This is a genomic window from uncultured Tateyamaria sp., from assembly GCF_947488715.1.
Taxonomy (GTDB): Bacteria; Pseudomonadota; Alphaproteobacteria; order Rhodobacterales; family Rhodobacteraceae; genus Tateyamaria.
The window spans coordinates 241447-265102 of the sequence record NZ_CANLAG010000002.1 but is presented as its reverse complement, the minus strand read 5'-3'; the positions used below and the strand labels follow the sequence as shown (position 1 = coordinate 265102).

Here is a 23656-nt window from a genome sequence, read left to right as displayed (position 1 = left end):
CGCACAGCGTGGGCGTGCCCGTGCGTTAACGACAGAACAAGAGGTTTGGGGCATTCAGGACCACGAACCCGGACAGAGGCGGCGGGCAATGGACCCCATCAAAAAGGCGGAGTGCGCATGCGCGTAACGGCTGTGACTTGCGTGAAGAACGAAGGCCCGTTCCTGTTGGAGTGGATTGCCTTTAACCGTCTGATCGGGGTCACCGATCACCTGTTTTATTCCAACGATTGCACCGACGGCACGGACCGGTTGCTGGATGCGCTGGCCGAACGGGGCCTGTGCCAGCATCTGCCGAACCCCGCAGAGGGGCGCAATTACCAGATGGAGGCGCTGAAAGACGCGCGGCGTCATGACATCATCACGCAGGCCGATTGGGTCTGGGTCGCGGATGTGGACGAGTTTTTGAACATCCATGTGGGCGATCACACGATCCCGGCGCTGATCGATGCCTGCGGTGATCCGCAGGCGATTTCGGTAAATTTCCAGTTCTTTGCCAGTGATGGTGTGGACGGGTTCGAGGACAGACCGGTGATCGAGCAGTTCACGCGCAGCCACAATCCGGACCTGTGGTGTGGCGAGGCCGCGATCGAGGTCAAGTCACTGGTGCGGCACGATTTTCCCTTGCAGTATTTCGGCGCGCACCGCCCCTTTCAAAAGGGCAAGGCGCGTCCTGCGTGGACGGACGGGTCCGGCCGAAAGGTGCCGCACAAGTTTCTGGTGGCGGCCAATCCGCGCCGCATCCGGCGGTTCCCGGCACATGGCGCGCGGCAGATGGCGACGTTGAACCATTACGCGCTGCGCAGCCTCGACAGCTATCTGGTCAAGAACGACCGGGGCGACGTGAACCGCGAAAACCGCGCCTTTGACGACACTTATTGGCGCGAGCGCAATGATCCGGCCTGGGAAGATCTGTCGATCCAGCGGTACCTGCCGGGGCTGAAAAAGGCGCTGGCGGAGCTGAAGAAAGACAAAGAGATCAATGCGTTGCATGACGAAGCTGTGACGCTGCACATTGCCAAGCGCGACGAGCTGTTGGCCCAGCCCGCCTATCAGGCCATGCAGGCGCAGTTGCGCGCCGCCTCGACCCTGCCGCCGCAGGAAGAGGCAATGTTGATCGAACTGGGGCTGATGGAGCCTGCGGCATGACATTGAAGGTCGTCAATCTGGGCCTGCCCAAGACCGGGACGACTACGCTGGCGCGTGCCTTGCGGCGTGCGGGCTGTCATGTGGCAGACCACCGTATTCGCCCACGTCAGACGCAGAACACGCAGTTGCACAACGCCTTTGTGGCTGACCTGCTCTATCGCGGGTATTTTGAGACGGGCGATCCGGGCGTGTATTTCCAGGACTTTGACGCGATTTCGGAGATGAGCGTGCTGCGCGAGGGGCGGTCATTGTGGCCGCAGATGGATTACGGGCTGATCATGGCCATTCGGGCGCACAATCCCGGTGTGAAATTCCTCGCCTCGTCCCGCGATCCGTTTGCGATGTCGCAAAGCATGCTGGCGTGGTCTGATCTGGGCACTTCGCGCCTGCCTGCGAGCAACATCCCCGGCATGCCCGAAGGGTTTGGCGAGACCAGCATCGAGCGGATGCAGTGGATCGAAGCGCATTATGCGCATCTGCGCGCCATCTTTCGCGATGACGATGATTACCTTGAATACGACGTGGCCGATCCGGCGGCGCGCGACCTGATCAGTGGCTTTCTGGAGATTCCGGTCCACTGGTGGGGCAAGACGAATGTGAACAAGTTGAACGAGGTTGCGTGATGAAAATCCACCTGCATATCGGACTGGAACAGGTGGGCGCGGATCGCCTGCAATCGGTGCTGGCCACCAAGCGGGATCAGCTGATCACCAAGGGGGTGCTCTATGCGCGCAGCCCCGGCAACAAGAACCATACGCGCCTTTATATGGCCGTCACGGACCCGGCACATATCGATCCGCTGCGGTATAATCGCGGGTATATCACCGGCGACAAGCAGAAGGTGCTGCGCGATGCGTTGGCCGGTGACCTAGCCAAGGAGGTGGCACAGCATAGCCCCGATCACCTGATCCTGTCGGCCTCGCAACTGGGGGTCAGCCTGATTGCGCGGTCGGAGCTGGAGACGCTGAAGGCGCTGCTAACGCCCTTGTCGGATGATATTCGGATCATTGCGCATGTGGACGAGCCTGCGCGCCTGCTGACGCGGCATTACGCCGAGCAGATCCTTGAGGGGCGCGGCGTGTCGCTTGCGCAGGAGATGGCGCTGGCGGGCACGGACACGTGGTGGGCCGATGCGCTGGCCGAAGCGCCCAAGGTGAACCCGCAGGCGGGTGTGTTCATTGAAAATCAGGGCGCGCCGTTCTGGCTGGATTATGCTGCGTTGGAACGGCATTGGAATGCGGTGTTTGGCGCGGGTGCTGTGACTTTCCGCGCCTATGACGCAGAGGCTTTTGCCGCCGAGACGGTGACGGATGAGATCCGCGCGGCATTTGAGATTGAGAATGCGATTGGCAAGGCCACGGCGGTGGACGTGGCGGAGGCCCCGTCGGCGGCGTGGCTGGCGCGGGGGCGGCAGTTGAATGATCTGATCCTTCAGGTTCTCAAGGCCGAAAAGCGGATATTGCCACGGCAGTTGTGGCGGTCTTTTGTGAATGAAATCAAGGTGGACGGGGACGCAATTGATCCCGCATCCCTGTCGGCCATCTCCAAGACCTTTGCCACGCAGAACAAGGCGATTGCCAAGGCGCATGGGCTTCCAGCGGACCTGTTCAAGGCGCCGCGTGCCAAGAAGGCCTGGGAAGAGGCGGACCCGACGCTGGGGTTCCGGGCGTCGCAATATCTGCTGGGGTTCATGTGGCGCATCGACAAGGCCACGCAAGAAGAACGCAAGACCAAGGCCGCCGATCTGGCGCGGCTGAACGGGACCGCCGCCCCTGCACCTGCCGCTGTTGCCACGCCGGATGATGGGCTGACCGACAGTGCGCGCGCGCTGATGCCGCCGCTGGCTGTGCAGAATTTCGAGAAACTGCGCACGTCTTCCTTTGCGCCGCACAACAAGCTGGGCGCGGTGAACGAAGAAGAGCTGGCCGCGGCCTATACGCCCCTGCCCCCACGGGATCTGCCCAAGGGGTCATCTGGCAATGTGATTGTCGGCTGCATGAAGAATGAAGCGCCGTATATCGTCGAATGGGTCGCCTATCACCGGGCGATGGGCGTGGACAATTTCCTGATCTACACCAATGGCTGCGAGGACGGGACGAGCGAGATCCTCGACCGGCTGCAAGAGATGGGCGTGATCCAGCACCGCAACAACGACAACTGGAAGGGCAATTCGCCCCAGCAATACGCGCTGAACCAGTCGCTGAAGGAGCCGTTGATCAAGAATGCGGACTGGATCATCCACATTGATGTGGATGAGTTCATGAATGTGCGCACGGGCAACGGGACCTTGCAGGATTTCTTTGACGCGGTGCCGGATGCGACCAATGTGGCGATGACCTGGCGGCTCTTTGGGCACAACGGGGTGACGGATCTGAAGGATGATTTCGTCATCGATCAGTTCGACCATTGCGCGCCGAAATTCTGTCCCAAGCCGCACACGGTCTGGGGCTTCAAGACGATGTTCAAGAACATCGGCGCCTATGAAAAGATCAGCTGCCACCGGCCCAACAAGCTGGATCCGAAGTTTGCCAAGAAAGTGCGCTGGGTGAATGGATCCGGCAAGGATATGACCAAAGAAGTGGCCGAGAACGGATGGAGAAGTTCGAAAAAGTCAATTGGCTATGACCTGCTCCAGCTCAATCACTATGCGTTGCGGTCGGCCGAGAGCTTTTTGATCAAGCGGCAGCGGGGCCGTGCACTGCATGTGGATCGGTCCATCGGGATCAACTATTGGATCCGCATGGATTGGTCCGATTTCCGCGACATCACGATCAAGCGCAACCTGCCCCGGATGCGCACCGAATATGAGACGCTGATGCAGGATGACACCCTGCGCGGCTGGCACGAGAAGGGCCTGGAATGGCACCGTGCCAAGGCGGATGAGCTTCACGCCAACCCGGAGTTCCAAGACCTGTATGACCAGGCGCTCAAGGTCAAACTGACCGAGACCGAGCGGGTGGCCTATGCCCTCGCCCTAGACATGGAGAGCTGACATGGACGGCAGCAATACCATCGACCCCACTGGCTTTATCAAGTCGCGGGGGCTCAAGTTCCCCAAGGACGGGACGTACCTGACCGGCAAGGTGCGCGGGCTGTTGCGCGCGGGCGATTACGAACGGGACCTGACAGCGGCGGCGCTGAAGGCCACGCGCGAGGGTGATACGGTTCTGGATCTGGGATGCGGGTTGGGGTTCGTGTCGGGCATGATTGCGAAACGACGCAATATCAAAGAGATACACGGGTTTGACGGCAATGCGACGCTGTTGACCTATGCAGAGGCGATGCTGGCCACCAACGGGATCGACAATGTGACGCTGACCCCCGGGGTGCTGGGCAAGCGCAAGTCGAGTGTGCCGTTTTACGTGCGTGCGCCCTTTGCCGCGTCGTCGCTGACCCCGATCGAGGGGGAGGAGGCCGAAGAGGTCAAGGTCGAGATGCAGAACATCAAGACCGTGCTGAGTGCGGTCAAACCCACGGTGATCATCTGTGACATCGAGGGCGGAGAGGCGGAGTTGCTGGACGGTGTGTCGCTGAAAGACGTGCGGCAGGTTGTGGTCAAGCTGCACCCCGGCCCTATCGGCCACGCCGGTATACGCACGGTGTTCGACGCGATGAGCAAGGCCGGGCTAGCCTATGACCCGCGGCTGAGTGCGGGGCGCATTGTGGGGTTTGTGGCCCCGACCGACGCGGCGTGAGCCACCTTGCCATCCTGTGCGTGCGCAACGAAGCGGCGTTCCTGTTGGAATGGCTGGCGCATCACCGTGCGGTGGGGTTTGATCATTTCCTCGTCTTTTCAAACGATTGCGACGACGGCACCGATGCGATGCTGGATCATCTGGCCCAGCAGGATTGGCTGACCCATGTGCGCAATGACGGCCCCTATGATCAGGGGGGCATTCAGTTTACGGCGATGAAACAGGCCGCAAAGATGGATGTGGTGCGGGACGCGGACTGGATCCTGCCGCTGGATGTGGACGAGTTCGTGAACATTCATGTGGGCGACGGCACGCTTGCCGATCTGCATGCCACTCTGCCCGATGCAACGGCGATCACGCTGACCTGGCGGCTCTTTGGCAACAACGGTCAGGTGCGGTTTCAGGACGTGCCGGTCACGCAGACGTTTGCCCGTGCCGCCCCCGAAATCCTGTTCTGGCCGTGGCGCGCGTCGATGTTCAAGACGCTCTATGCCAATGACGGCACCTATCGCAAACCGGGTGTGCACCGCCCGCGCAGCCCGGACCATGACCGGCTGGACAACGCGCGCTGGTATGACAGCAATGGCCGCCCGCTGGACGATCAGTTCAAGACCAAGCGCATCTTTTCCAACTATGGACGCCCGAACTTTGGTCTGGCGCAGATCAACCATTATCCGCTGGGCGCGATGGAGAGCTATGTCCTGAAAGCGGACCGGGGGCGTGCGGTGCATTCCGATGACCTGTTGGGCGTGGACTATTGGGTCGAGCGGAATTTCAGCACCGATGCAGACGACACGATCCGCCGCTATGACGCGGCGCGGGATGCGCTTTTGACCGAGATGCGCGCCGATCAGGACCTTGTGGCGCTGCATGATGCGGCAGTGGCCTGGCGCAGCGCGCGGTTCGACGCATTGATGGAGCAAGAGCCCTTTCGCGCTCTGTTTGGTCGTCTGTTGATGACCCCGCCCACCCGGCCGGTGCCGCAAAAGGCCGCGCAATTCATGATCCGCTATGCCAACAAGGCCCGGCAATCGGCCCAATAGTCGCGCAAATTTTCCGCAATTCTGCCGCATTGCCACAGTATCCAATCCCAAACCCGCATATAAACCGCGGGACAAGAGGATGATGCGATGCAGGACGCAACACTGGAACTGGATGCCGATCTGGCGGATTTGCCCAAGGGCGAATGGCTGACCCGTTTGGCGACGACAACAGACGCGCACGGGTTCTTCCAACCCCTGGGGCGCAAGCATTTCGCGGCCATGGTGCAGCGCGGTGACACGCTGTTGGTGACGTTCGAGACAATTCAGGGCATGCGCGCGCTGTCGCCCGAGGCGGAGCCTGTGGGCTGGCAAATGGTGCGCGATCATGGCTGGTCGCATCTGTGCATTGCCTCTGATGGCGACACCTGGTTCCGCGACCGGCATGTGATTGGCCTGTTTGATCGGATGATCGACGACGGGTACTTCGACGATTTCGAGACCATTCTGTTTTATGGCGCTGGCCCTTGTGGGTATGCGGCGGCGGCCTATTCGGTGGCGGCACCGGGCGCGCGCGTTCTGGCGATCCAGCCCCAGGCGACGCTGGACCCCCGCGTGACCGAGTGGGACGACCGTTTTGTCGAGATGCGCCGGACCGATTTCACCTCGCGCTATGGGTTTGCGCCCGACATGCTGGACGCCAGTGCGGCGGCCTATGTCCTTTATGACCCGGTCGAGACACTGGATGCGATGCATGCGGCCCTGTTTGTGCGCAGTGGCGTGACCCAGTTCCGCCTGCGCAACATGGGTGATGCGTTGCAGAGCGATTTGATGAAGATGGACATTCTGCCCGAGCTGATCGAGCAGGCGATGGCGGGCACCCTGAACGACATGGTTTTCGCCAATGCCTACCGCGCGCGGCGGACCTATCCGCCCTATCTGCGCCGTGTGATGGCGGCGCTGGACAGTGCCGAGCGGACGGACCTGACCTATATGGTGGCGCGCAATGTGACCGCCCGGATGAAGGCCCCAAGGTTCCAGCGTCGGTTGTCCGAGATCGAGGCGTTGCGCAAGATGGATGCGGAAAACCCCGATGAGGCCGCGCACGGGGATTGAGGCTTTGGGTCTGCTCGTGCTAACGCGCAGGCCATGACATCCCTGACCATTGCCCGCCCCGACGATTGGCACCTGCATCTGCGCGATGGCGCGATGATGGAGGGCGTCCTGCCCCACTCTGCCCGCGATTTCGCCCGTGCGATCATCATGCCCAATCTGGTGCCGCCCGTGGTGACGGGCGCGCAGGCCGCCGCCTATCGTGACCGGATACTGGCCGCCCTGCCCGAGGGGATGGCGTTTGATCCGCTGATGACGCTGTACCTGACCGAGGACACGGATGCGGACGATGTGGCCGCGGCCCATGCAAGTGGTCTGGTCAAGGCGGTGAAGCTGTACCCCGCCGGGGCCACGACCAATTCCGCCTCGGGTGTGGCGAATTTCGACAATGTGCGCGCTGTGCTGGAGCGGATGGCCGAGATTGGCCTGCCGCTTTGTGTCCATGGCGAGGTGACGGATGGCGATATCGACATTTTTGACCGCGAGGCCGTGTTCATCGACCGGGTGCTGGGCCCGATCCGGCGCGCGACCCCCGGCCTGCAGGTGGTGATGGAGCATATCACGACCTCGGACGCCGTGGCTTACGCGCGTGCGCAGGATGGCAGCTTTGGGGCCACGATCACGGTGCAGCACCTGATGCTGGACCGCAATGACATGTTGGTGGGCGGGATCCGCCCGCATTACTACTGCCTGCCGATCCTGAAACGCGGGTCACACAAGACGGCGCTTTTGGATGCAGCAACGTCAGGCGAGGCGCGGTTTTTCCTGGGCACTGACAGCGCGCCGCACGCGACGCACACCAAGGAGAACGCCTGTGGCTGCGCGGGGTGTTTCACAGCACCCGTGGCGCTGTCCTGTCTGGCCGAGACCTTCGAGGCGGCGGGCGCGCTGGACCGGCTGGAGGCGTTTGTGTCGTTGAATGGCCCTGCGTTCTATGGTCTGCCCGTGAACACCGACACCATCACCCTGACCAAGGGTGACCCGATCACGCCACCCACATCCGTCGACACCGGTGCCGGGCCCGTCACCGTCTTTGACGCTGGCCGTCCGCTGCATTGGAGCGTCGGCTGATCCTGTATTCCTGACCAAAAAGGCACGCCCATGATCCCCACCAGCTATCCCACCGCCGAAGAGATGGCGCGCCTGACCGCGCGCATGTTGCTGGAGATCAAGGCGGTGCATTTCAACGCGGCTGATCCGTTCATCCTGTCGTCCGGTCTGCCCAGCCCGACCTATATCGACTGTCGCAAGCTGATTTCGTTCCCGCGCATCCGCGCGACGCTGATGGATTTCATGACCGTGACTGTGATGCGCAACGCAGGCTTCGAGGCGTTCGACAACATTGCCGGTGGCGAGACGGCGGGCATGCCCTTTGCCGCGTTGGTGGCCGAGCGGATGGGCCTGCCGATGACCTATGTGCGCAAGAAACCCAAAGGGTATGGCCGCAACGCCCGGATCGAGGGCGTAATGACCGAGGGCGAGCGTGTGCTGCTGGTCGAGGACCTGACCACCGATGGGGGGTCCAAGCTGTCCTTTGTGGATGCGATCCGCGAGACTGGGGCCAGTTGCGCCCATACGGCGGTGATTTTCTACTACGGTATTTTCCCGGAGACGGAAAAGATGCTGGGCGATCATGGGGTTGACCTGCATTACCTGTGCACGTGGTGGGATGTTCTGGCCGAGGCGCGCGCCAGCGGGACCTTTGACGAGGACACGCTGAGCGGGGTCGAGGCGTTTCTGAACGACCCGCGCAAATGGCAGGCAGACCGCGCCTGAGCCATCGGAAAAAACCCGCCGACGTCGCGTGATGCGCCCTGTGGACGGGGTGTGGACAAGAGCGATTCTGACCTTCATGCCCCGCTATATGTGGTGTCAGGCCCGGCTCGGACGTCGACATGTGCGCCGGTTCATGGCATTATCGGATTTATCCAAAGGGTTGCGCACAGGGTTGTTCTAGGTTTCCAGACGGTGCGCGCTGTGGCATTGCCCCTGTCTACGGGGACAATGAAAAAACAAAGCGGGGCCGGGCCATGAATGAAATTGCAGCGATCAATCCGACTGGCGTGGCCGTGCAAGACGCGGAGACAATGCCCCATTCGATCGAGGCCGAACAACAGTTGCTGGGCGCGATCCTGACCAACAATGACGTCTATGACCGGGTCGCGGCGATTATCAATCCGGGCCATTTCTATGATCCGGTGCATGCCCGCATCTTTGAAATCTCTGCCGCGCGGATTGCCAAGAACAACCTGGCCAGCCCCGTGACGCTCAAGGCGTTCATGGAGGATGACGAGGGCCTCAAGGAGCTGGGCGGCCCGGCCTATCTGGCCCGTCTGGCGGGCGCGGCGATCAGCGCCTTTGCGGTGCGCGACTATGCGCAGATGATCTATGACCTGGCGGTGCGGCGGGATCTGATCCTGCTGGGGCGGGACATTTCGGCGCGCGCGGCCAAGGTCGATGTGGCCTCCGAGCCCAAGGAACAGATCGTCGAGGCGGAACAGGCGCTCTACAAGCTGGCCGAACAGGGCAGCACCGAGGGCGGGTTCCAGTCCTTCCTCAAGGCGGTGACGGATGCGGTGAACGTGGCCAATGCCGCCTATCAGCGCGAGGGTGGGCTGGCGGGCATTTCCACCGGTCTGATCGACATGGACAAGAAGTTGGGCGGCCTGCACCCGTCTGACCTGTTGATCCTTGCCGGGCGTCCGTCGATGGGCAAAACATCGCTGGCCACCAACATCGCGTTCAACATTGCCAAGGCCTATAAAAAGGGGATCAAGCCCGACGGGTCCGAAGGGGCCATCGAGGGCGGCGTCGTGGGGTTTTATTCGCTGGAGATGAGCGCGGAACAGTTGGCCGCGCGGATCCTGTCGGAAGCATCCGAGGTGCCCAGCGAACAGATCCGCCGGGGCGACATGACCGAGGCCGAGTTCCGCCGGTTCGTGGATGCGGCCAAGCAGTTGGAGGCCTGTCCGCTGTTCATCGACGACACGCCCGCCATCCCGATTGCACAGCTGGCCGCGCGGGCGCGACGGCTGAAGCGGACGCATGGGTTGGACGTGCTGATGGTCGATTACCTCCAGCTGGTGCGCGGCGGGGCCGAGAACCGGGTGCAGGAGATTGCGGAGATTTCGATGGGCCTGAAGGCCATCGCCAAGGAGCTGAACATTCCCGTCATCGCCCTGTCCCAGCTGTCGCGTCAGGTGGAAAACCGCGAGGACAAGCGGCCACAACTGTCGGACCTGCGGGAATCGGGATCGATCGAGCAGGACGCGGACGTCGTGATGTTCGTGTTCCGCGAGGAGTATTACAAAGAGCGTGAAAAGCCCGGCGATCACGATCTGGAGGCCATGGCCAAGTGGCAGGAAGAGATGGAGCGCCTGCACGCCCGCGCCGAGGTCATCATCGGCAAGCAGCGTCACGGCCCGATTGGTACGGTCGATCTGTCCTTTGAGGGCCGGTTCACGCGGTTTGGCAACCTTGTGCAGCCTTGGCAGCAGGGTGCTGGCGGCGGCGACGTGGGGTTCTAGGCGTCCTCTGGCTTTGCTCGGCCCCGTGGCTGCGCCCTAATATTTCTGTGCAATCGACCCAAACTGGTGCACGCACACTGTGCTGTGACTGGACAGGCGTGGAAATCTGCGGCCCACTGGGGGTCATGCGTTTGATTGCCCTTTTGCTGAGCCTTTTGGCCGCGCCTCTTTGTGCACAGGACCGCACGGAGGTGGATGTGGAGCTGTTTCTGGCCGTGGATGTCAGCCGGTCGATGCAGCCCTTTGAGCTGGAGATCCAACGGCGCGGCTATGCCGAGGCGTTGGTCAGTCCGGAGGTGCAGGCGGCGATCACTGGTGGGCTTTTGGGCCGAGTAGCGGTGACTTATGTGGAATGGGCGGGCGTGTACAACCAGCGGGTCATCGTGCCGTGGACGATGATCGAAGGACCCGAAGACGCCGCCCGCGTGGCGTCGCAGATCACCGCGCATTTCGACGAGGCGCTGCGGCGCACGTCGATTTCGGGCGCGCTGGACCATGCGGCGGCGTCGATAGAGGCCAACGGGTTTGACGGGTTGCGCCGGGTCGTCGACATCTCGGGCGACGGGCCCAACAATATGGGCCCGCCCGTGACGCAGGCCCGCGACCGGGTGCTGGCGCAGGGCATCACCATCAACGGCCTGCCGCTGATGACGCAGGATGACAGTTTCATGTCCCGCTGGAACATCCCCGATCTGGATGTCTACTACATCGCCTGCGTGACGGGCGGCACCGGGTCCTTCGTGTTGCCGGTGGTGGAGTGGAGCGCTTTTGCCGACGCGGTGCGGCAAAAGCTGGTGCTGGAAATTGCGGGCCTGCCGCCCGAGCGGCTGTGGCGGGCGCAGGCGGCGGGGCCCTACAACTGCCTCATCGGCGAGGAGATCTGGGAGCGCAATCGCGACATCTTTGCCCTGCCCTAGCGGGTGCGGCGGAACGGGTGCAGGAATTGCCGCCAGTAGCCTTTGGGCACGTCATCGCCCACCACGCCATAGCTGTCAGGCCAAGCGGTGTCCGGCAGATGGTGCGTGCCAAAGAGGAAGTCATAGACCGGGAAGTGCGAGGCATAATTCACGTCGATGGCCGCGCGGTCGCTGCCGTGGTGCCAGTGGTGAAAGCGTGGCGTGACGAGGAACCGTTCCAGCCAGCCGAAATGCCAGCTGAGGTTGGCGTGGATGAAGGTCGAGTAGAAATAGACCACCAGCAGGTAGGTCTGGATCGCCGCCGGATCGAACCCCAGCGTGAACATCGGCACCGCCGTCACCCCGCGCAGCACCGCGATCTCGACAAAGTGCATGCGCCCGCTGGCCAGCCAGTCCAGTTGCCTGGGCGAGTGGTGGATGGCGTGAAAGCGCCACAGGAACGGCACGGTGTGAAAGGCGCGGTGGACCCAGTATTGCACGAAATCCGTGGCTGCCATGATGATCAGCACCTGCACCCAGAATGGGATCAGCCCGATCACCGCGCGTGTGCCTGCAAAGTCGAACCAGCCCGAGACGGCATTGCTGGGCGCCATAGCGAGGAAGGTCAGCACCTGCACCAAGAGCGAGCTGACGAGGAAATAGAACACGTCCTCGCGCCATTCATCGCGCAGCACGGTCTGGTCGGCACGGTTCGGGAAAAACCGTTCAATCGGCACGAACAGCAGCCCCACCACGACGATGTTGATGATGAAATAGTCCAGCCCGAAATAAAGTGACTGACGCGCATCCCCAATCACCTGCGACTCTGCCGTGCCCAAAAGCGAGGCCAGCACCACAAGGCCCAAACCCGTCCAGCCCAGCACCTTGCGGCGGCAGAGCATCACGCTGAGCACTGCCAGCGCATAGCCCGTCAGCAGGATCACCCGCAGCGCCGTCGTGGTCGCCCCGCTGTCATGGATCACCTGCAGGTCGGGCATAGTGAAGGTTTCGGGGAAAAACCGGATCAGGATGATCAACAGCCCCGTCAGCCCGGCCAGAACCGACAGGCTGCCGCTGATCCAGCCGCTGCCAAAGGGGCGTTTGGCCCGCGGTCGTTCAAATTCGGCCAGCAATCGCGTGATCAGCCCCATGCGCCCTCTCCTCCGTTGGGTCGCACAGAGGTAATCACGCAGCCCACAGGCACAAGCAGGGTATTCCCCACCTTGAAAGCCACGCAGATTTGCCCTTTCCCAAGCGGCGATTGCCTGTCAAAACCCCCTGCATGACCTCTGCGACCCTCTCTATCGACCTTGGCGCGCTTGTGCGCAATTGGCAGTCCCTTGATGCGCGATCCGATGGCGAGACCGGCGCGGTGGTCAAGGCCAATGGCTATGGGCTGGGCGCGCCTGTTGTCGGCCGAGCGCTGGCGCGCGCGGGCGTGCGCAGCTTTTTCGTGGCCACGGCCGAGGAAGGGGCCGTGCTGCGCGCCGCCCTGGGTCAGGGGCCTGAGATCTATGTCTTTTCCGGCCATATGGCCAATGACACCAAACCGATCCGCGAGGCGGCTCTGGTACCGCTCCTGAACTCGGTCGATCAGATGTTGCGCCATGTCGAGGCCCTGCCCGGCGCGCCCTTTGGCATCCAGCTTGACAGTGGCATGAACCGGCTGGGCATGGAGCCTGCCGAATGGTCCGCCGTGCGCGACATCGCCATCGCCCAGGGCCCGCAGCTGATCATGTCGCACCTGGCCTGCGCGGACGAGCCCGGTCACCCGATGAACGCCCACCAACTGGCCGAATTTCGTGCCATGACCGACGGTCTGGATGTGCCGCGCTCGCTTGCCGCCACAGGTGGGGCGCTGATGGGGCCGGAGTATCATTTCGACATGACCCGCCCCGGCGTGGGCCTCTATGGCGGTCTGCCCTTTGTCGATGCGGTGCCGGTGGTGACGCTGGACCTGCCGGTCATTCAGGTGCGCGACGTCGCACAGGGCGAGACCGTGGGTTACGGCAATGTCTGGACCGCCCCGCGCGACAGCCGCATTGCCACCGTGTCGGGCGGCTATGCCGACGGGCTGATCCGCGCCATGGGACCGCGCGCCACACTATACGCAGGCGATACGCCCTGCCCCGTGGTGGGCCGCGTGTCGATGGACCTGATCACGGCGGATGTCACGATGCTCGACCGCGATCCCGGCTACCTGCAACTGATGGGCCGGCACCAATCGGTCGACACCGTGGCCGATGCCGCAGGTACTATCGGCTATGAAATCCTGACCTCGCTTGGTCTGCGCTATCACAGGTCCTACGTGGAATGAGGTTTCTCGCCGCCATCGGACGCACGGTGTTGGGCTTTCTCGCGGCCATCGGGCGCGTCAGCCTCTTTGCCTGGGCCACACTGACCCACATCCTGCGCCCCCCCTTCTATCCGCGTGAATTTGGCCTCGCGCTCCTGAACATCGGCTGGCTATCCCTTCCCGTGGTGGGCCTCACCGCCATATTCACCGGCGGCGCGCTGGCACTGCAAATCTACGCAGGGGGCGCCCGTTTCAACGCCGAGGCCGTGGTGCCCCAGATCGTCGCCATCGGCATGGTCCGCGAACTGGGTCCGGTGCTGGTGGGGCTGATGATCGCCGCCCGCGTCACCTCCTCCATCGCAGCCGAGATTGCGACGATGAAGGTCACCGAACAGATCGACGCGCTGGTCACCCTGTCCACGCACCCGATGAAATACCTCACCGCCCCGCGCGTGCTGGCCGCCACACTGGTGGTGCCACTGCTGGTGGGCGTGGGCGACATCATCGGCATCTTCGGCGGCTATGCGGTCGCCACCGGCACGCTGGGCTTCAATGCCGCGGCCTATATCCAGAACACCGTCGACTTCCTGCAACTGCGCGACATCACCTCCAGCCTCGCCAAAGGTGCTGTCTTCGGCTGCCTCGCCGCCCTCATGGGCTGCTATTTCGGCATGAATTCGGGCCGCGGCGCCCAGGGCGTGGGCCGCGCCACAAAGGGCTCGGTCGAAGCCGCCGCTGTCCTCATCCTCGCTGCGAACTTCGTACTCACGGGGGTGTTCTTCTCGCTATGATCGCCCCTTCATTGTTCCCCGAATATGCCCGCCGGAGGCATGCCACCCAGGCCAAAGGCCCCCGCCCATGATCACGCTCGACAACGTCCACAAAAGCTTTGGCGACAACCATGTGCTGCGCGGCGTCGACCTGCACGTGGCACGCGGCACCTCCATGGTGATCATCGGCGGCTCGGGCACGGGCAAATCGATCACAATCAAAACCGTACTTGGCCTCGTCACCCCGGATCAGGGCACAATCACCGTGGACGGCCAGGACGTCACCAGAACCGGCGACCGCGACGCCTTCCTTGCGCGCTTCGGCATGCTCTTTCAGGGGGCGGCCCTCTTCGATTCTCTGCCCGTCTGGCAAAACGTGGCCTTCCGCCTGCTGCGCGGCAGCCTCGCCAAACCCCGCGACGAGGCGCGCCACATCGCCATCGAAAAACTGCGCCGCGTGGGCCTCACCCCGGACGTGGCCGACCGTCTGCCCGCCGAACTGTCGGGCGGCATGCAGAAACGCGTGGGCCTCGCCCGCGCCATCGCCGCCGAACCCGAGATCATCTTCTTCGACGAACCCACCACGGGTCTCGACCCGATCATGGCCGGCGTGATCAACGACCTGATCCGCGAAATCGTCACCGAAATGGGCGCCACCACCATGACCATCACCCATGACATGACCTCCGTGCGCAGCATCGCCGACACCGTCGCCATGCTGCACGGGGGCAAGATCCGCTGGACCGGCCCCGTCTCCGACATGGACAGCGCGGGCGATCCTTACGTCGATCAATTCATCCACGGCCGCGCCACCGGCCCCATCGAAGCCGTCAGATAAAAAAGGGTCGGCGGGTGGGCGTCTTTGGCCGCAAGGCCAAACAGAGCCACCCAACGGCACATCCCATGCACCGCTGGATCAACCTCTCCCTCCTCATCCTCTTTCCCCTGTCGTGGTTCGCACCGCTGATGCGCGCAGGCCTCCTGCCGCTCTTCAATCTCAAGGAAATCTCCGTCATCACCGGGCTGCAATCGCTCTGGGCCTCGGACGTTTTCCTCGCCCTCGTCGTCACTGTCTTCGCGCTTTTCGCGCCCTATCTCAAAACCATCGCCCTGGCGCTCATGCACTGGCGCCTGCTCAGCCCGCGACTGCTCCCCGCCGTCTCGCTGCTGGGCAAGCTGGCCATGGCCGACATCTTCCTCATCGCGCTCTACATCACGCTCGCCAAGGGCATCGGCGTGGGCCGCCTGGAAACCGCGTGGGGTCTCTACCTCTTTACCGCCTGCATCCTCACGTCGCTCTGGGTGAGCTGGGCCACAGAACAATCACGCAAATCCAAGCCGACTGTTTCCACCGACGGGTGAAAACGCGCATGTCGTGACACTTTTCCTGCGACTTTCCCCTATGTCCGCCCCCGCGACCCGTTTTATATAGCGGTTAACGACTTGTTTCTTCTGGGGGGGAGACACCTTGGCCCATCTGCGCGCGGTTTTTCATCTTGTCCGGTATCTGGTGCAGCATCTTGCGATGTTCAGCGTGATCTGTGCCGCCATTCTTTCGGTTACGGCGCTGGTGCTGGCGTATCTGGGCATCTGGCCATGGATTGACCTGCCGCTGACGTGGAACGGCGCATATGTGCCGCAAGCCGGGATGTACACCCAGATCGGCGCGGCCGTCCTGGCTGTGGGGCTGTTGGCCTATCTGCCGACCAACCGCCGGGTGCTGCAGCTGGAGAACTCGCACCGCAAGTTCCACGTGGGCATGCAGGACATCGTGCGCGCTTATGGGGCGGTGCATGCCGCCGACCGTGGGCAGGTGTTCCAACTCAGCGGCGAATTCGAGGCCGTGCGCGAACGGCTGGCCTATCTCCACGATCACCCGGACCTGCGCGATCTGGAACCCGAAGTTCTCGACCTCGCCGCACAGATGTCATTCCTGTCGCGCGAACTGGCCGACACCTATTCCGATGACAAGGTCACGCGCGCCCGTGCGTTCCTGACCCAGCGTCAGGAAGAAATCGACACCTTCAACACCCGCCTCGACAAGGCCAAGGGCATCGCAAACGAGCTGACCCATTGGCGCACCCAGATCGAGTTGGAGGAAAGCGTGGCCGCCGCACAGTTGGAGCGTCTGCGCGAGACTTTGGATGGTCTGGTGCAGGATCAGGGGACCGAAACCGTGGTCAGCCTGGACCGCGACACGCCCGCCCTGCCCCGTGCGGCGGAATAAGCCTTTGACCCCGCTCGGCGGCTGAGGCACACCCCTCGCCATGGCCAAATCCACCACCACCTATACCTGCGCCGCCTGTGCCGCATCGTTCTCGAAATGGTCGGGGCGTTGCGACAGTTGCGGCGAATGGAACACGATCACCGAAGACACCGGCCTGTCGGCAGGTCCGGGCGGCAAATCCCTGGGCGCGAAGCGCGGCACCGGTGTCATCCTGACCGAACTCGCCGCCGAAGAAACGCCGCCGCCGCGCACGCAAAGCCGGGTCGCGGAACTGGACCGGGTTCTGGGCGGCGGGCTGGTGCCGGCCTCTGCCATTCTGGTCGGCGGCGATCCGGGCATCGGCAAATCCACCCTGCTCTTGCAGGCGGCCGCCCGGTTTGCACGCAATGGCCTCAAGACGATCTATGTCAGCGGCGAAGAGGCCAGCGCGCAGGTGCGCATGCGCGCCCAGCGCCTTGGTCTTGCGGATGCGCCGGTACAACTGGCCGCCGACACGAACCTGCGCAACATCCTCACCACGCTCGAGGCCGAGGCACCGGGGCTGGCCATCATCGATTCGATCCAGACCATGTGGCTCGATACCGTGGACAGTGCCCCCGGCTCTGTCAGTCAGGTCCGTGCCGCCGCGCATGAATTGACCACATTTGCCAAGCGCAAAGGCATCAGCATCGTGCTGGTGGGTCACGTCACCAAAGAGGGCCAGATCGCAGGCCCCCGCGTGGTTGAACACATGGTCGATACTGTACTCTATTTCGAGGGTGAACGCGGCCACCAGTTCCGCATCCTGCGCGCGGTCAAAAACCGCTTTGGCCCTGCAGACGAGATCGGCGTGTTCGAGATGACCGGCAAGGGGTTGGCCGAAGTCACCAACCCCTCGGCCCTGTTTTTGTCCGAAAGGGGCAAACCGTCGCCCGGTTCGGTGGTCTTTGCAGGCATCGAAGGCACGCGGCCCGTGCTCTGCGAAATGCAGGCGCTGGTCGCCCCCTCGCCACACAGTCAGGCGCGGCGCACGGTTGTGGGCTGGGACGGTGGGCGGCTGGCCATGATCCTTGCGGTGCTCGAGGCGCGGTGCGGCATCCCCTTTGCGGGGCTGGACGTCTATCTGAACGTCGCGGGCGGCATGAAAATTTCGGAACCGGCGGCTGACCTTGCGGTTGCAGCGGCATTGCTATCTGCACGTGAAGATAGTGCACTGCCTGCAGATACGGTTGTTTTTGGCGAAATCAGCCTGTCGGGTGCGCTTCGGCCTGCACCCCAGACCGAAAACAGGTTGAAAGAGGCGGAAAAACTTGGTTTCACAACGGCCATTGCACCCAAAGGCGGAAAAGCTCAGGGGGCCTCTGGTTTGACGCTGAAACGCTTCAGTGATCTGACCGGATTTGTCGGGGACGTGTTTGGCGCCGGGTAAGTGCCACAGGGCAGAATAAAAGGGGCAGGACCATGGAAGGGTTCACCATCATTGACGGCGCTGTGGCCGTGGTCATCATCCTGTCGGCCCTGCTGGCCTATGGGCGCGGTCTAGTGCGCGAGGGCATGGCCATCGCGGCATGGATTGCAGCGGCCATCCTCGCCTTTCTCTTTGCGCCACGGGTCGAGCCGATGGTGCGCGAGATCCCCGTGATCGGTGATTTCCTTGCTGACAGTTGCGAGTTGAGCATCATTGGCGCCTTTGCGCTGGTCTTTGCCGTGATCCTGATTGTGGTGTCCCTGTTCACGCCGCTGTTTTCGTCGCTGGTGCGGCGTTCGGCGCTAGGGGGGCTGGATCAGGGCCTCGGGTTCCTCTTTGGGGTTGCGCGTGGCGTGCTGTTGGTCGCCATCGCGTTCTTTGTCTATGACACCGTGATCACCGGTCAGGAGTTCACCATCGTGGATGAAAGCCGGTCTGCAGCCGTCTTTGGACGCTTTACCGGGCAGATCGAAGAACAGAACCCCGAACAGGCGCTTGGCTGGATCACCCGCCAGTACGAAAGCCTGGTTGGCGCCTGCGCCGAATAAACGCCCCGACAAGGTCGCAATTTGATCCAAGTCTGGACACTTGGGTCCGTCAGAACACGCACCTCTGCTAACGATTGCTTTGGTGCATCATGGTTCTAAGAACGTTTGTCGCGATAGACAGTGAAAATCTGGTTGTTCAATCCAGCTCTTCTGCGGGGATTGTCGGCAATCCGATCATCAACAATTCCAGCACGCCAAACGGGACGGTGTTCACCTATACCCAAGGCAGCGGGCGGACGATCACCCTGGATGACACCAGCGGCGATCCGGATGTGTTCGAAGACGATCAATCCGGCGGTCACACCGTCGTGGACGGTGCCGGTCTGGTGGGCAATGGCAACGGGGTCGAAGCGGAATCGCTGATCCAGGTGCGCGCGCTTGATGCAGGTGGCAATCAGGTTGGCCCGGTGATCACCATCACCGTCTTTTCCCAGAACGGGAACACAGGCGATGTCTGGGGGTTTTCAAGTGACGCGCCGCTTGGCGACGGTGTGTCCTATGAAAAGGTCAGCGGTAGCAATGCCGGATCTTCAAACTACACAGATTTCGTGACCTGTTTCGGTCCCGGTTCCATGATCGCGGCGGACGGTGCGGACATTCCGGTCGAGGCGCTGTGCGTGGGCGACAAGGTGTGGACCGCGGGCAATGGCCTGCAACCGGTGCGTTGGATCGGGCGGTCGACCGTCATCGGTGCCGGCGCCTTTGCCCCCGTGGTGATTGCGCCGGGTGCGATGGGCAACGCGCAGACGCTGAAAGTGTCGCAAGAACACCGCATGTTCTTTGACGATGCCAGTGCGGCCTATCTGTTCGGCGCCTCCGAAGTGTTGATTGCGGCCAAGCACCTGACCGATCTGCCGGGGGTGTCCATCATCCCGCAGCCAACCATCGAGTACACGCATTTCATGTTCGACACCCACGAGGTTGTGTCCGCCAATGGCATCCTGAGCGAGAGTTTCTTTTTGTCAGAGATGTCGATCCGGGGTCTGGGCGACGCGGCACGGGCCGAACTGTTGGCGCTGTTCCCCTGTTGGCGCAACGCTGTGGCGCAATTTGGCACAGCGGCAGCCGTCACGTTGAAGCAGCACGAGGCAACCGCCTGGGCGCACTACCGCGCGGCGTGACTTTTGCGCATGGGTTGTGGCGTTCCGATCAACGTTTCGGAACATTTGTGATCCTTTCGTGACAGCGCGTGCCGGGCTTGCTACACGGCACGCAGTCCCCTGAAACGGATTCGGAGCTGCCTCTTGTCCGACTTTGACGCTGACGCGCTGATGCCCCCCGCCCATCCCTTTGACGACGACAAACTCAAGGAAGAGTGCGGCATCTTTGGCGTTCTTGGCACGCTCGATGCAGCCAATTTCGTAGCCCTCGGCCTGCACGCCCTGCAACACCGTGGTCAGGAAGCGGGCGGCATTGTCGCCTACCATCCCGACCAAGGGTTCAACTCGGCCCGCCGCTTTGGCTATGTGCGCGACAATTTCACGTCTCAGTCCGTGATGGAGACCCTGCCTGGATCCCTGTCGATTGGGCATGTGCGCTATTCCACGGCCGGGTCCAAAGGTCAGACCGCGATCCGCGATGTGCAGCCGTTCTTTGGCGAGTTTGCCATGGGTGGTGCCGCCATTGCCCACAACGGCAACATCACCAACGCCGACGCTCTGCGCCGCGAGTTGATCGAGCGCGGGTCGATCTTTCAATCCTCGTCCGACAGCGAGTGTATCATTCACCTGATGGCCCGCAGCCTGCAACGCAACATCCCCGAGCGGATGGAAGACGCGCTGCGCCGGGTCGAGGGCGCGTTTTCCGTGGTCGCCATGACGCGGACCAAGCTGATCGGCGTGCGCGACGCACTTGGTGTGCGTCCGTTGGTGCTGGGCAAGCTGGAAACCGGTTACGTGCTGAGTTCCGAGACCTGTGGTCTGGACATCATCGGTGCCGAATTCGTACGCGAGATCGAGCCGGGCGAGATGGTGGTGATCACCGACAAGGGTGTCGACAGTCGTTTCCCCTTCCGCCCGCAAAAATCGCGGTTCTGCATCTTTGAACACGTGTATTTCAGCCGCCCAGACAGCATCCTGGGTGGGCGGTCAGTCTATGAAACCCGCGAGAACATTGGCCGCGAACTGGCCAAGGAAGCGCCTGTGGAGGCCGATCTGGTCTGTCCGGTGCCCGACAGCGGCACGCCTGCGGCTATTGGGTTCTCGCTGGAATCCGGCATTCCCTATGCCATGGGGATCATCCGCAATCAGTACATGGGCCGGACGTTCATCGAGCCCACGGAGAGCATCCGCAACATGGGTGTGCGGCTCAAGCTGAACGTCAACCGGGCACTGATCCGGGACAAGCGCGTGATCCTCGTGGATGACAGCGTCGTGCGCGGCACCACCAGCCGCAAGATCAAGGAAATGATCCTGGATGCCGGTGCCAAAGAGGTGCATTTCCGCATTGCATCCCCGCCGACTGCTTGGCCCTGTTTCTATGGTGTCGACACGCCCCAGCGCGAAAAGCTGCTGGCCGCCACCATGAGCGAAGAGGAGATGTGTCAGCATCTGGGTGTCGACAGCCTCAAGTTCATCTCGCTCGATGGGCTGTACCGCGCGGTCGGTCAGGCCAAGGGCCGTGACCCAAGCAGCCCGCAATATTGCGACGCCTGTTTTTCCGGGGAATATCCGGTCGAGCCCGCTGATATGATCGAAAAAGGGTTCGAGATGAAGGCAGCGGAATAGTGCGCTGCTGACACTTTTCGTCAAGATGCCGTGCCAGTGTGCAGTCCGTGGAACATATGCACCGAGACCTGCTTGATCTGATTGCCAACTGGCCCGACCGCGTGCAGCTCGCATTCGCCAGGGCGCGCACCGTCTTTTGCGACGTAGCTGATGCAGCCGAAGTTGGTCCACTGGACGAAAGCCTCAAGTGGGGACAACCGGCCTGGCGACCGCGGCGGGCGCGTACCGGTTCGACCTTGCGCATGACGTGGTCACCTGAAACTCCGGATCACCTGTTGGTCTATGTGGACTGCAAAACTGACCTTGCTGAACAGATGGAGGCGCGGTTTCCGGGCCAGTTCGACAATGATGGGCGGCGCGCAATGACCTTTGAGATTGGCGCGGACCTGCCGGAGGATGCGCTGTGGCAACTGGCCTATTTGACGTTCACCTATCATCGGAACAAACGCGCGTCGGCATAGGTTTGCCACCTGCCCAAACGTCAATGCGCGGGCGGTTGCGCACTGCGACAAGCCCGGATTTCACCCTCTGACACCCTGTGATAGCGCCCGCGTTCACCCACGAACGCAGAGGCATTATGTCCGAGACAACCAACCGCACCACCGCCGATCACGCCACGCAGCGCAGTGCATTGCCACTGCGCTCATTGCAGGTGATCGGGATCATGGGCACAGACGACAACCGGCGCGCGCTGTTGCGCACCCCTGCTGGCCAGATCCGTCAGATCGTGCCGGGTGACCGGCTGCGTCAGGGCACAGTTGCGGCGATTTCGGTGGATGCCGTCATCTTGCAGACCGCCACAGGGCAGCGGGTGCTGCGCCTGCCTGAGGTGCCGGGTGCGCGTGCTGCTGCTTGACCCTCGCTGCGGCACAGGGCAAGAGCGGCGCATGACACAGACAGCCCTCATCACCGGCGCATCCCGCGGCCTTGGCGCGGCCCTTGCACGCGCCCTCGCACCGACGCATCACATCATCGCCGTGGCCAAGACCACAGGCGCGCTCGAAGAGCTGGATGATCAGATCAAGGCCGCAGGCGGCGCGGCGACATTGGCGCCGATGGACATCACAAATGACGCAGCCATGCAAACGCTGTGCCGTGGCATCCATGACCGCTGGGGCGCGTTGAACCTGTGGGTGCATACGGCAGTGCATGCCGCCCCGCTGGCACCGGCGAGCATGATCGACGCCAAGGACATGGCGAAATCCGTGGCGGGCAATGTGACAGCCACGGCCACCTTGATCACCTATGTCGCGCCGCTGCTGGGGACCGAAGGCACGGCGGTATTCTTTGACGATCCCAAAGCGGGTGCGACGTTCTATGGCAGCTATGGCGCGACCAAGGCCGCGCAGATCGCGCTGGCGCGCAGTTGGCAAGCCGAGACCGTAAAGACCGGCCCCCGTGTCCACATTGCGACACCAAACGCGATGCCTACCGCCACCCGCGCGCGGTTCCACCCCGGAGAGGACCGCAGCCCCTTGGCCGATCCGCAAACCGAGGCTGTGCGCATTTTGGCGGAACTTGGCGCTTGATCTTGGGGCCGCGCCGTGGCCCCATGGCGGGATGCTGAGATACTTTACCACCTTTGACCGACCCAAACCCGTGGCACGCGGTGGTGCGTTGCGCGCCGTCTATGATGCGGCGGCAACGGGTTGGCAGGACGGCATTTCCAAGCTTGGGTTTTTGACAGCCTATGCCGAAGTCATGGCGCATACCCCGGAACCTGCGCCGGACGCGCGGGTGCTGGATGTAGGGACCGGCACGGGTGCCTTTGCGACCGCTTGGGTGGCGCGGCATGGCCGACCCGGTGCGCTGACCCTGACCGACATCTCGCCCGCCATGCTAGAGGCCGCCGCCACCCGGCTGGCCCCTGCCCGGACGGTGGCGACGCCATTGGGCGCTCATGTGCCAGACCTGCCGCCGCAGGACGTGGTGCTTTGCGCCCATGTTATCGAGCATCTGGATGATCCGCTGGACGCGCTGCGTTGGCTGCATGATCGGCTGGCCCCCGGTGGCACGCTGGTCATGGCCATTTCGAAACCGCATTGGTGTACGGCACTGGTGCGTTGGCGGTGGGGCAATGCAGCGTTTGAGCCGGAACACGCAGCCCAGATGCTGAACGAGGCAGGGTTCGAGGACGTGACCGCCCATCCGTTTTCCGCCGGACCACCGTCGCGTCTGTCACACGGATATGTGGCGCGCCGCGCGTAGCGGGTGCGCAACGATCCATGCAGTGGCACAAAAAAATCGGCACCGAGGCTTGCGATGCGTTGCCACCACCACTGTCC

The 23656-nt window shown here is 62.7% G+C and carries 24 protein-coding genes; 23 read left to right on the top strand and 1 reads right to left on the bottom strand.

What is annotated here, in order from left to right; translation table 11 throughout:
- Positions 1-117 precede the first annotated feature (117 nt).
- From Q0936_RS05605 to Q0936_RS05560, 10 genes are all read left to right on the top strand, one after another.
- The gene (locus tag Q0936_RS05605; RefSeq protein ID WP_299297913.1) at positions 118-1146 is read left to right on the top strand and encodes a glycosyltransferase family 2 protein; all 1029 of its coding nucleotides are present in this window, start codon (positions 118-120) and stop codon (positions 1144-1146) included.
- Positions 1143-1769 carry a sulfotransferase gene (locus tag Q0936_RS05600; protein WP_299297911.1) on the top strand — a complete coding sequence of 209 codons (627 nt, stop codon included), beginning with the start codon at positions 1143-1145 and terminating at the stop codon, positions 1767-1769. Before Q0936_RS05605 ends, Q0936_RS05600 begins: the two co-directional genes overlap by 4 nt.
- Complete coding sequence (locus Q0936_RS05595) at positions 1769-4138, top strand: glycosyltransferase family 2 protein (protein ID WP_299297909.1); 2370 nt, start codon at positions 1769-1771, stop codon at positions 4136-4138. The genes Q0936_RS05600 and Q0936_RS05595 overlap by 1 nt, the downstream gene beginning before the upstream one ends.
- A gap of 1 nt (position 4139) precedes the next feature.
- Positions 4140-4841, top strand: a complete 702-nt coding sequence (locus Q0936_RS05590) for an FkbM family methyltransferase (RefSeq protein WP_299297907.1) — start codon at positions 4140-4142, stop codon at positions 4839-4841.
- The gene (locus Q0936_RS05585; RefSeq protein WP_299297905.1) at positions 4838-5884 is read left to right on the top strand and encodes a glycosyltransferase family 2 protein; all 1047 of its coding nucleotides are present in this window, start codon (positions 4838-4840) and stop codon (positions 5882-5884) included. Before Q0936_RS05590 ends, Q0936_RS05585 begins: the two co-directional genes overlap by 4 nt.
- A gap of 87 nt (positions 5885-5971) precedes the next feature.
- Complete coding sequence (locus tag Q0936_RS05580) at positions 5972-6937, top strand: phosphoadenosine phosphosulfate reductase (RefSeq protein ID WP_299297903.1); 966 nt, start codon at positions 5972-5974, stop codon at positions 6935-6937.
- Positions 6938-6970: 33 nt separating this feature from the next.
- Positions 6971-8005: a dihydroorotase gene (pyrC, locus tag Q0936_RS05575; protein ID WP_299297901.1), complete on the top strand. Its 1035-nt coding sequence runs from the start codon at positions 6971-6973 to the stop codon at positions 8003-8005.
- A 30-nt stretch (positions 8006-8035) separates the two neighbouring features.
- Positions 8036-8710 (top strand): orotate phosphoribosyltransferase, encoded by a 675-nt coding sequence (locus tag Q0936_RS05570; protein ID WP_299297899.1) that lies wholly within the window; start codon positions 8036-8038, stop codon positions 8708-8710.
- Between the two features lie 254 nt (positions 8711-8964).
- On the top strand, positions 8965-10461 hold the full coding sequence (locus tag Q0936_RS05565; RefSeq protein WP_299140664.1) for a replicative DNA helicase: 1497 nt from the start codon (positions 8965-8967) through the stop codon (positions 10459-10461).
- A gap of 125 nt (positions 10462-10586) precedes the next feature.
- Positions 10587-11378: a DUF1194 domain-containing protein gene (locus Q0936_RS05560; protein ID WP_299297897.1), complete on the top strand. Its 792-nt coding sequence runs from the start codon at positions 10587-10589 to the stop codon at positions 11376-11378.
- Here the strand turns inward: Q0936_RS05560 and Q0936_RS05555 are convergent.
- A complete protein-coding gene (locus Q0936_RS05555) occupies positions 11375-12508 on the bottom strand; it encodes a sterol desaturase family protein (protein WP_299297895.1) in 1134 nt (377 codons plus the stop codon). The two genes, Q0936_RS05560 and Q0936_RS05555, sit on opposite strands and share 4 nt — an antisense overlap.
- Before the next feature lie 131 nt (positions 12509-12639).
- Here Q0936_RS05555 and alr point away from each other — a divergent pair, with 131 nt between their 5' ends.
- From alr to Q0936_RS05490, 13 genes are all read left to right on the top strand, one after another.
- Positions 12640-13674, top strand: coding sequence for an alanine racemase (alr, locus tag Q0936_RS05550; protein ID WP_299297893.1), 1035 nt, complete (start codon positions 12640-12642; stop codon positions 13672-13674).
- Positions 13671-14444 carry an ABC transporter permease gene (locus Q0936_RS05545; RefSeq protein WP_299140658.1) on the top strand — a complete coding sequence of 258 codons (774 nt, stop codon included), beginning with the start codon at positions 13671-13673 and terminating at the stop codon, positions 14442-14444. Before alr ends, Q0936_RS05545 begins: the two co-directional genes overlap by 4 nt.
- 67 nt (positions 14445-14511) lie before the next feature.
- On the top strand, positions 14512-15261 hold the full coding sequence (locus Q0936_RS05540; RefSeq protein ID WP_299297891.1) for an ATP-binding cassette domain-containing protein: 750 nt from the start codon (positions 14512-14514) through the stop codon (positions 15259-15261).
- A gap of 65 nt (positions 15262-15326) precedes the next feature.
- On the top strand, positions 15327-15785 hold the full coding sequence (locus Q0936_RS05535; RefSeq protein WP_299297889.1) for a paraquat-inducible protein A: 459 nt from the start codon (positions 15327-15329) through the stop codon (positions 15783-15785).
- Positions 15786-15891: 106 nt separating this feature from the next.
- Positions 15892-16650, top strand: coding sequence for a DNA repair protein (locus Q0936_RS05530; protein WP_299297887.1), 759 nt, complete (start codon positions 15892-15894; stop codon positions 16648-16650).
- Positions 16651-16690: 40 nt separating this feature from the next.
- Positions 16691-18058, top strand: coding sequence for a DNA repair protein RadA (gene radA / locus Q0936_RS05525; protein WP_299140655.1), 1368 nt, complete (start codon positions 16691-16693; stop codon positions 18056-18058).
- 32 nt (positions 18059-18090) lie between these two features.
- A complete protein-coding gene (locus Q0936_RS05520) occupies positions 18091-18645 on the top strand; it encodes a CvpA family protein (protein ID WP_299140654.1) in 555 nt (184 codons plus the stop codon).
- Positions 18646-18734: 89 nt separating this feature from the next.
- Positions 18735-19766: a Hint domain-containing protein gene (locus tag Q0936_RS05515; RefSeq protein ID WP_299297885.1), complete on the top strand. Its 1032-nt coding sequence runs from the start codon at positions 18735-18737 to the stop codon at positions 19764-19766.
- 150 nt (positions 19767-19916) lie between these two features.
- Complete coding sequence (gene purF / locus Q0936_RS05510; RefSeq protein ID WP_299141238.1) at positions 19917-21371, top strand: amidophosphoribosyltransferase; 1455 nt, start codon at positions 19917-19919, stop codon at positions 21369-21371.
- A gap of 47 nt (positions 21372-21418) precedes the next feature.
- Complete coding sequence (locus Q0936_RS05505; RefSeq protein WP_299297883.1) at positions 21419-21832, top strand: hypothetical protein; 414 nt, start codon at positions 21419-21421, stop codon at positions 21830-21832.
- Positions 21833-21948: 116 nt separating this feature from the next.
- Positions 21949-22227 (top strand): hypothetical protein, encoded by a 279-nt coding sequence (locus Q0936_RS05500; protein ID WP_299297881.1) that lies wholly within the window; start codon positions 21949-21951, stop codon positions 22225-22227.
- A gap of 31 nt (positions 22228-22258) precedes the next feature.
- The gene (locus Q0936_RS05495; protein ID WP_299377939.1) at positions 22259-22900 is read left to right on the top strand and encodes an SDR family NAD(P)-dependent oxidoreductase; all 642 of its coding nucleotides are present in this window, start codon (positions 22259-22261) and stop codon (positions 22898-22900) included.
- Entirely contained in the window at positions 22890-23579 is a 690-nt protein-coding gene (locus Q0936_RS05490) for a class I SAM-dependent methyltransferase (RefSeq protein WP_299377937.1), read from the top strand. The genes Q0936_RS05495 and Q0936_RS05490 overlap by 11 nt, the downstream gene beginning before the upstream one ends.
- Positions 23580-23656: the final 77 nt, after the last annotated feature.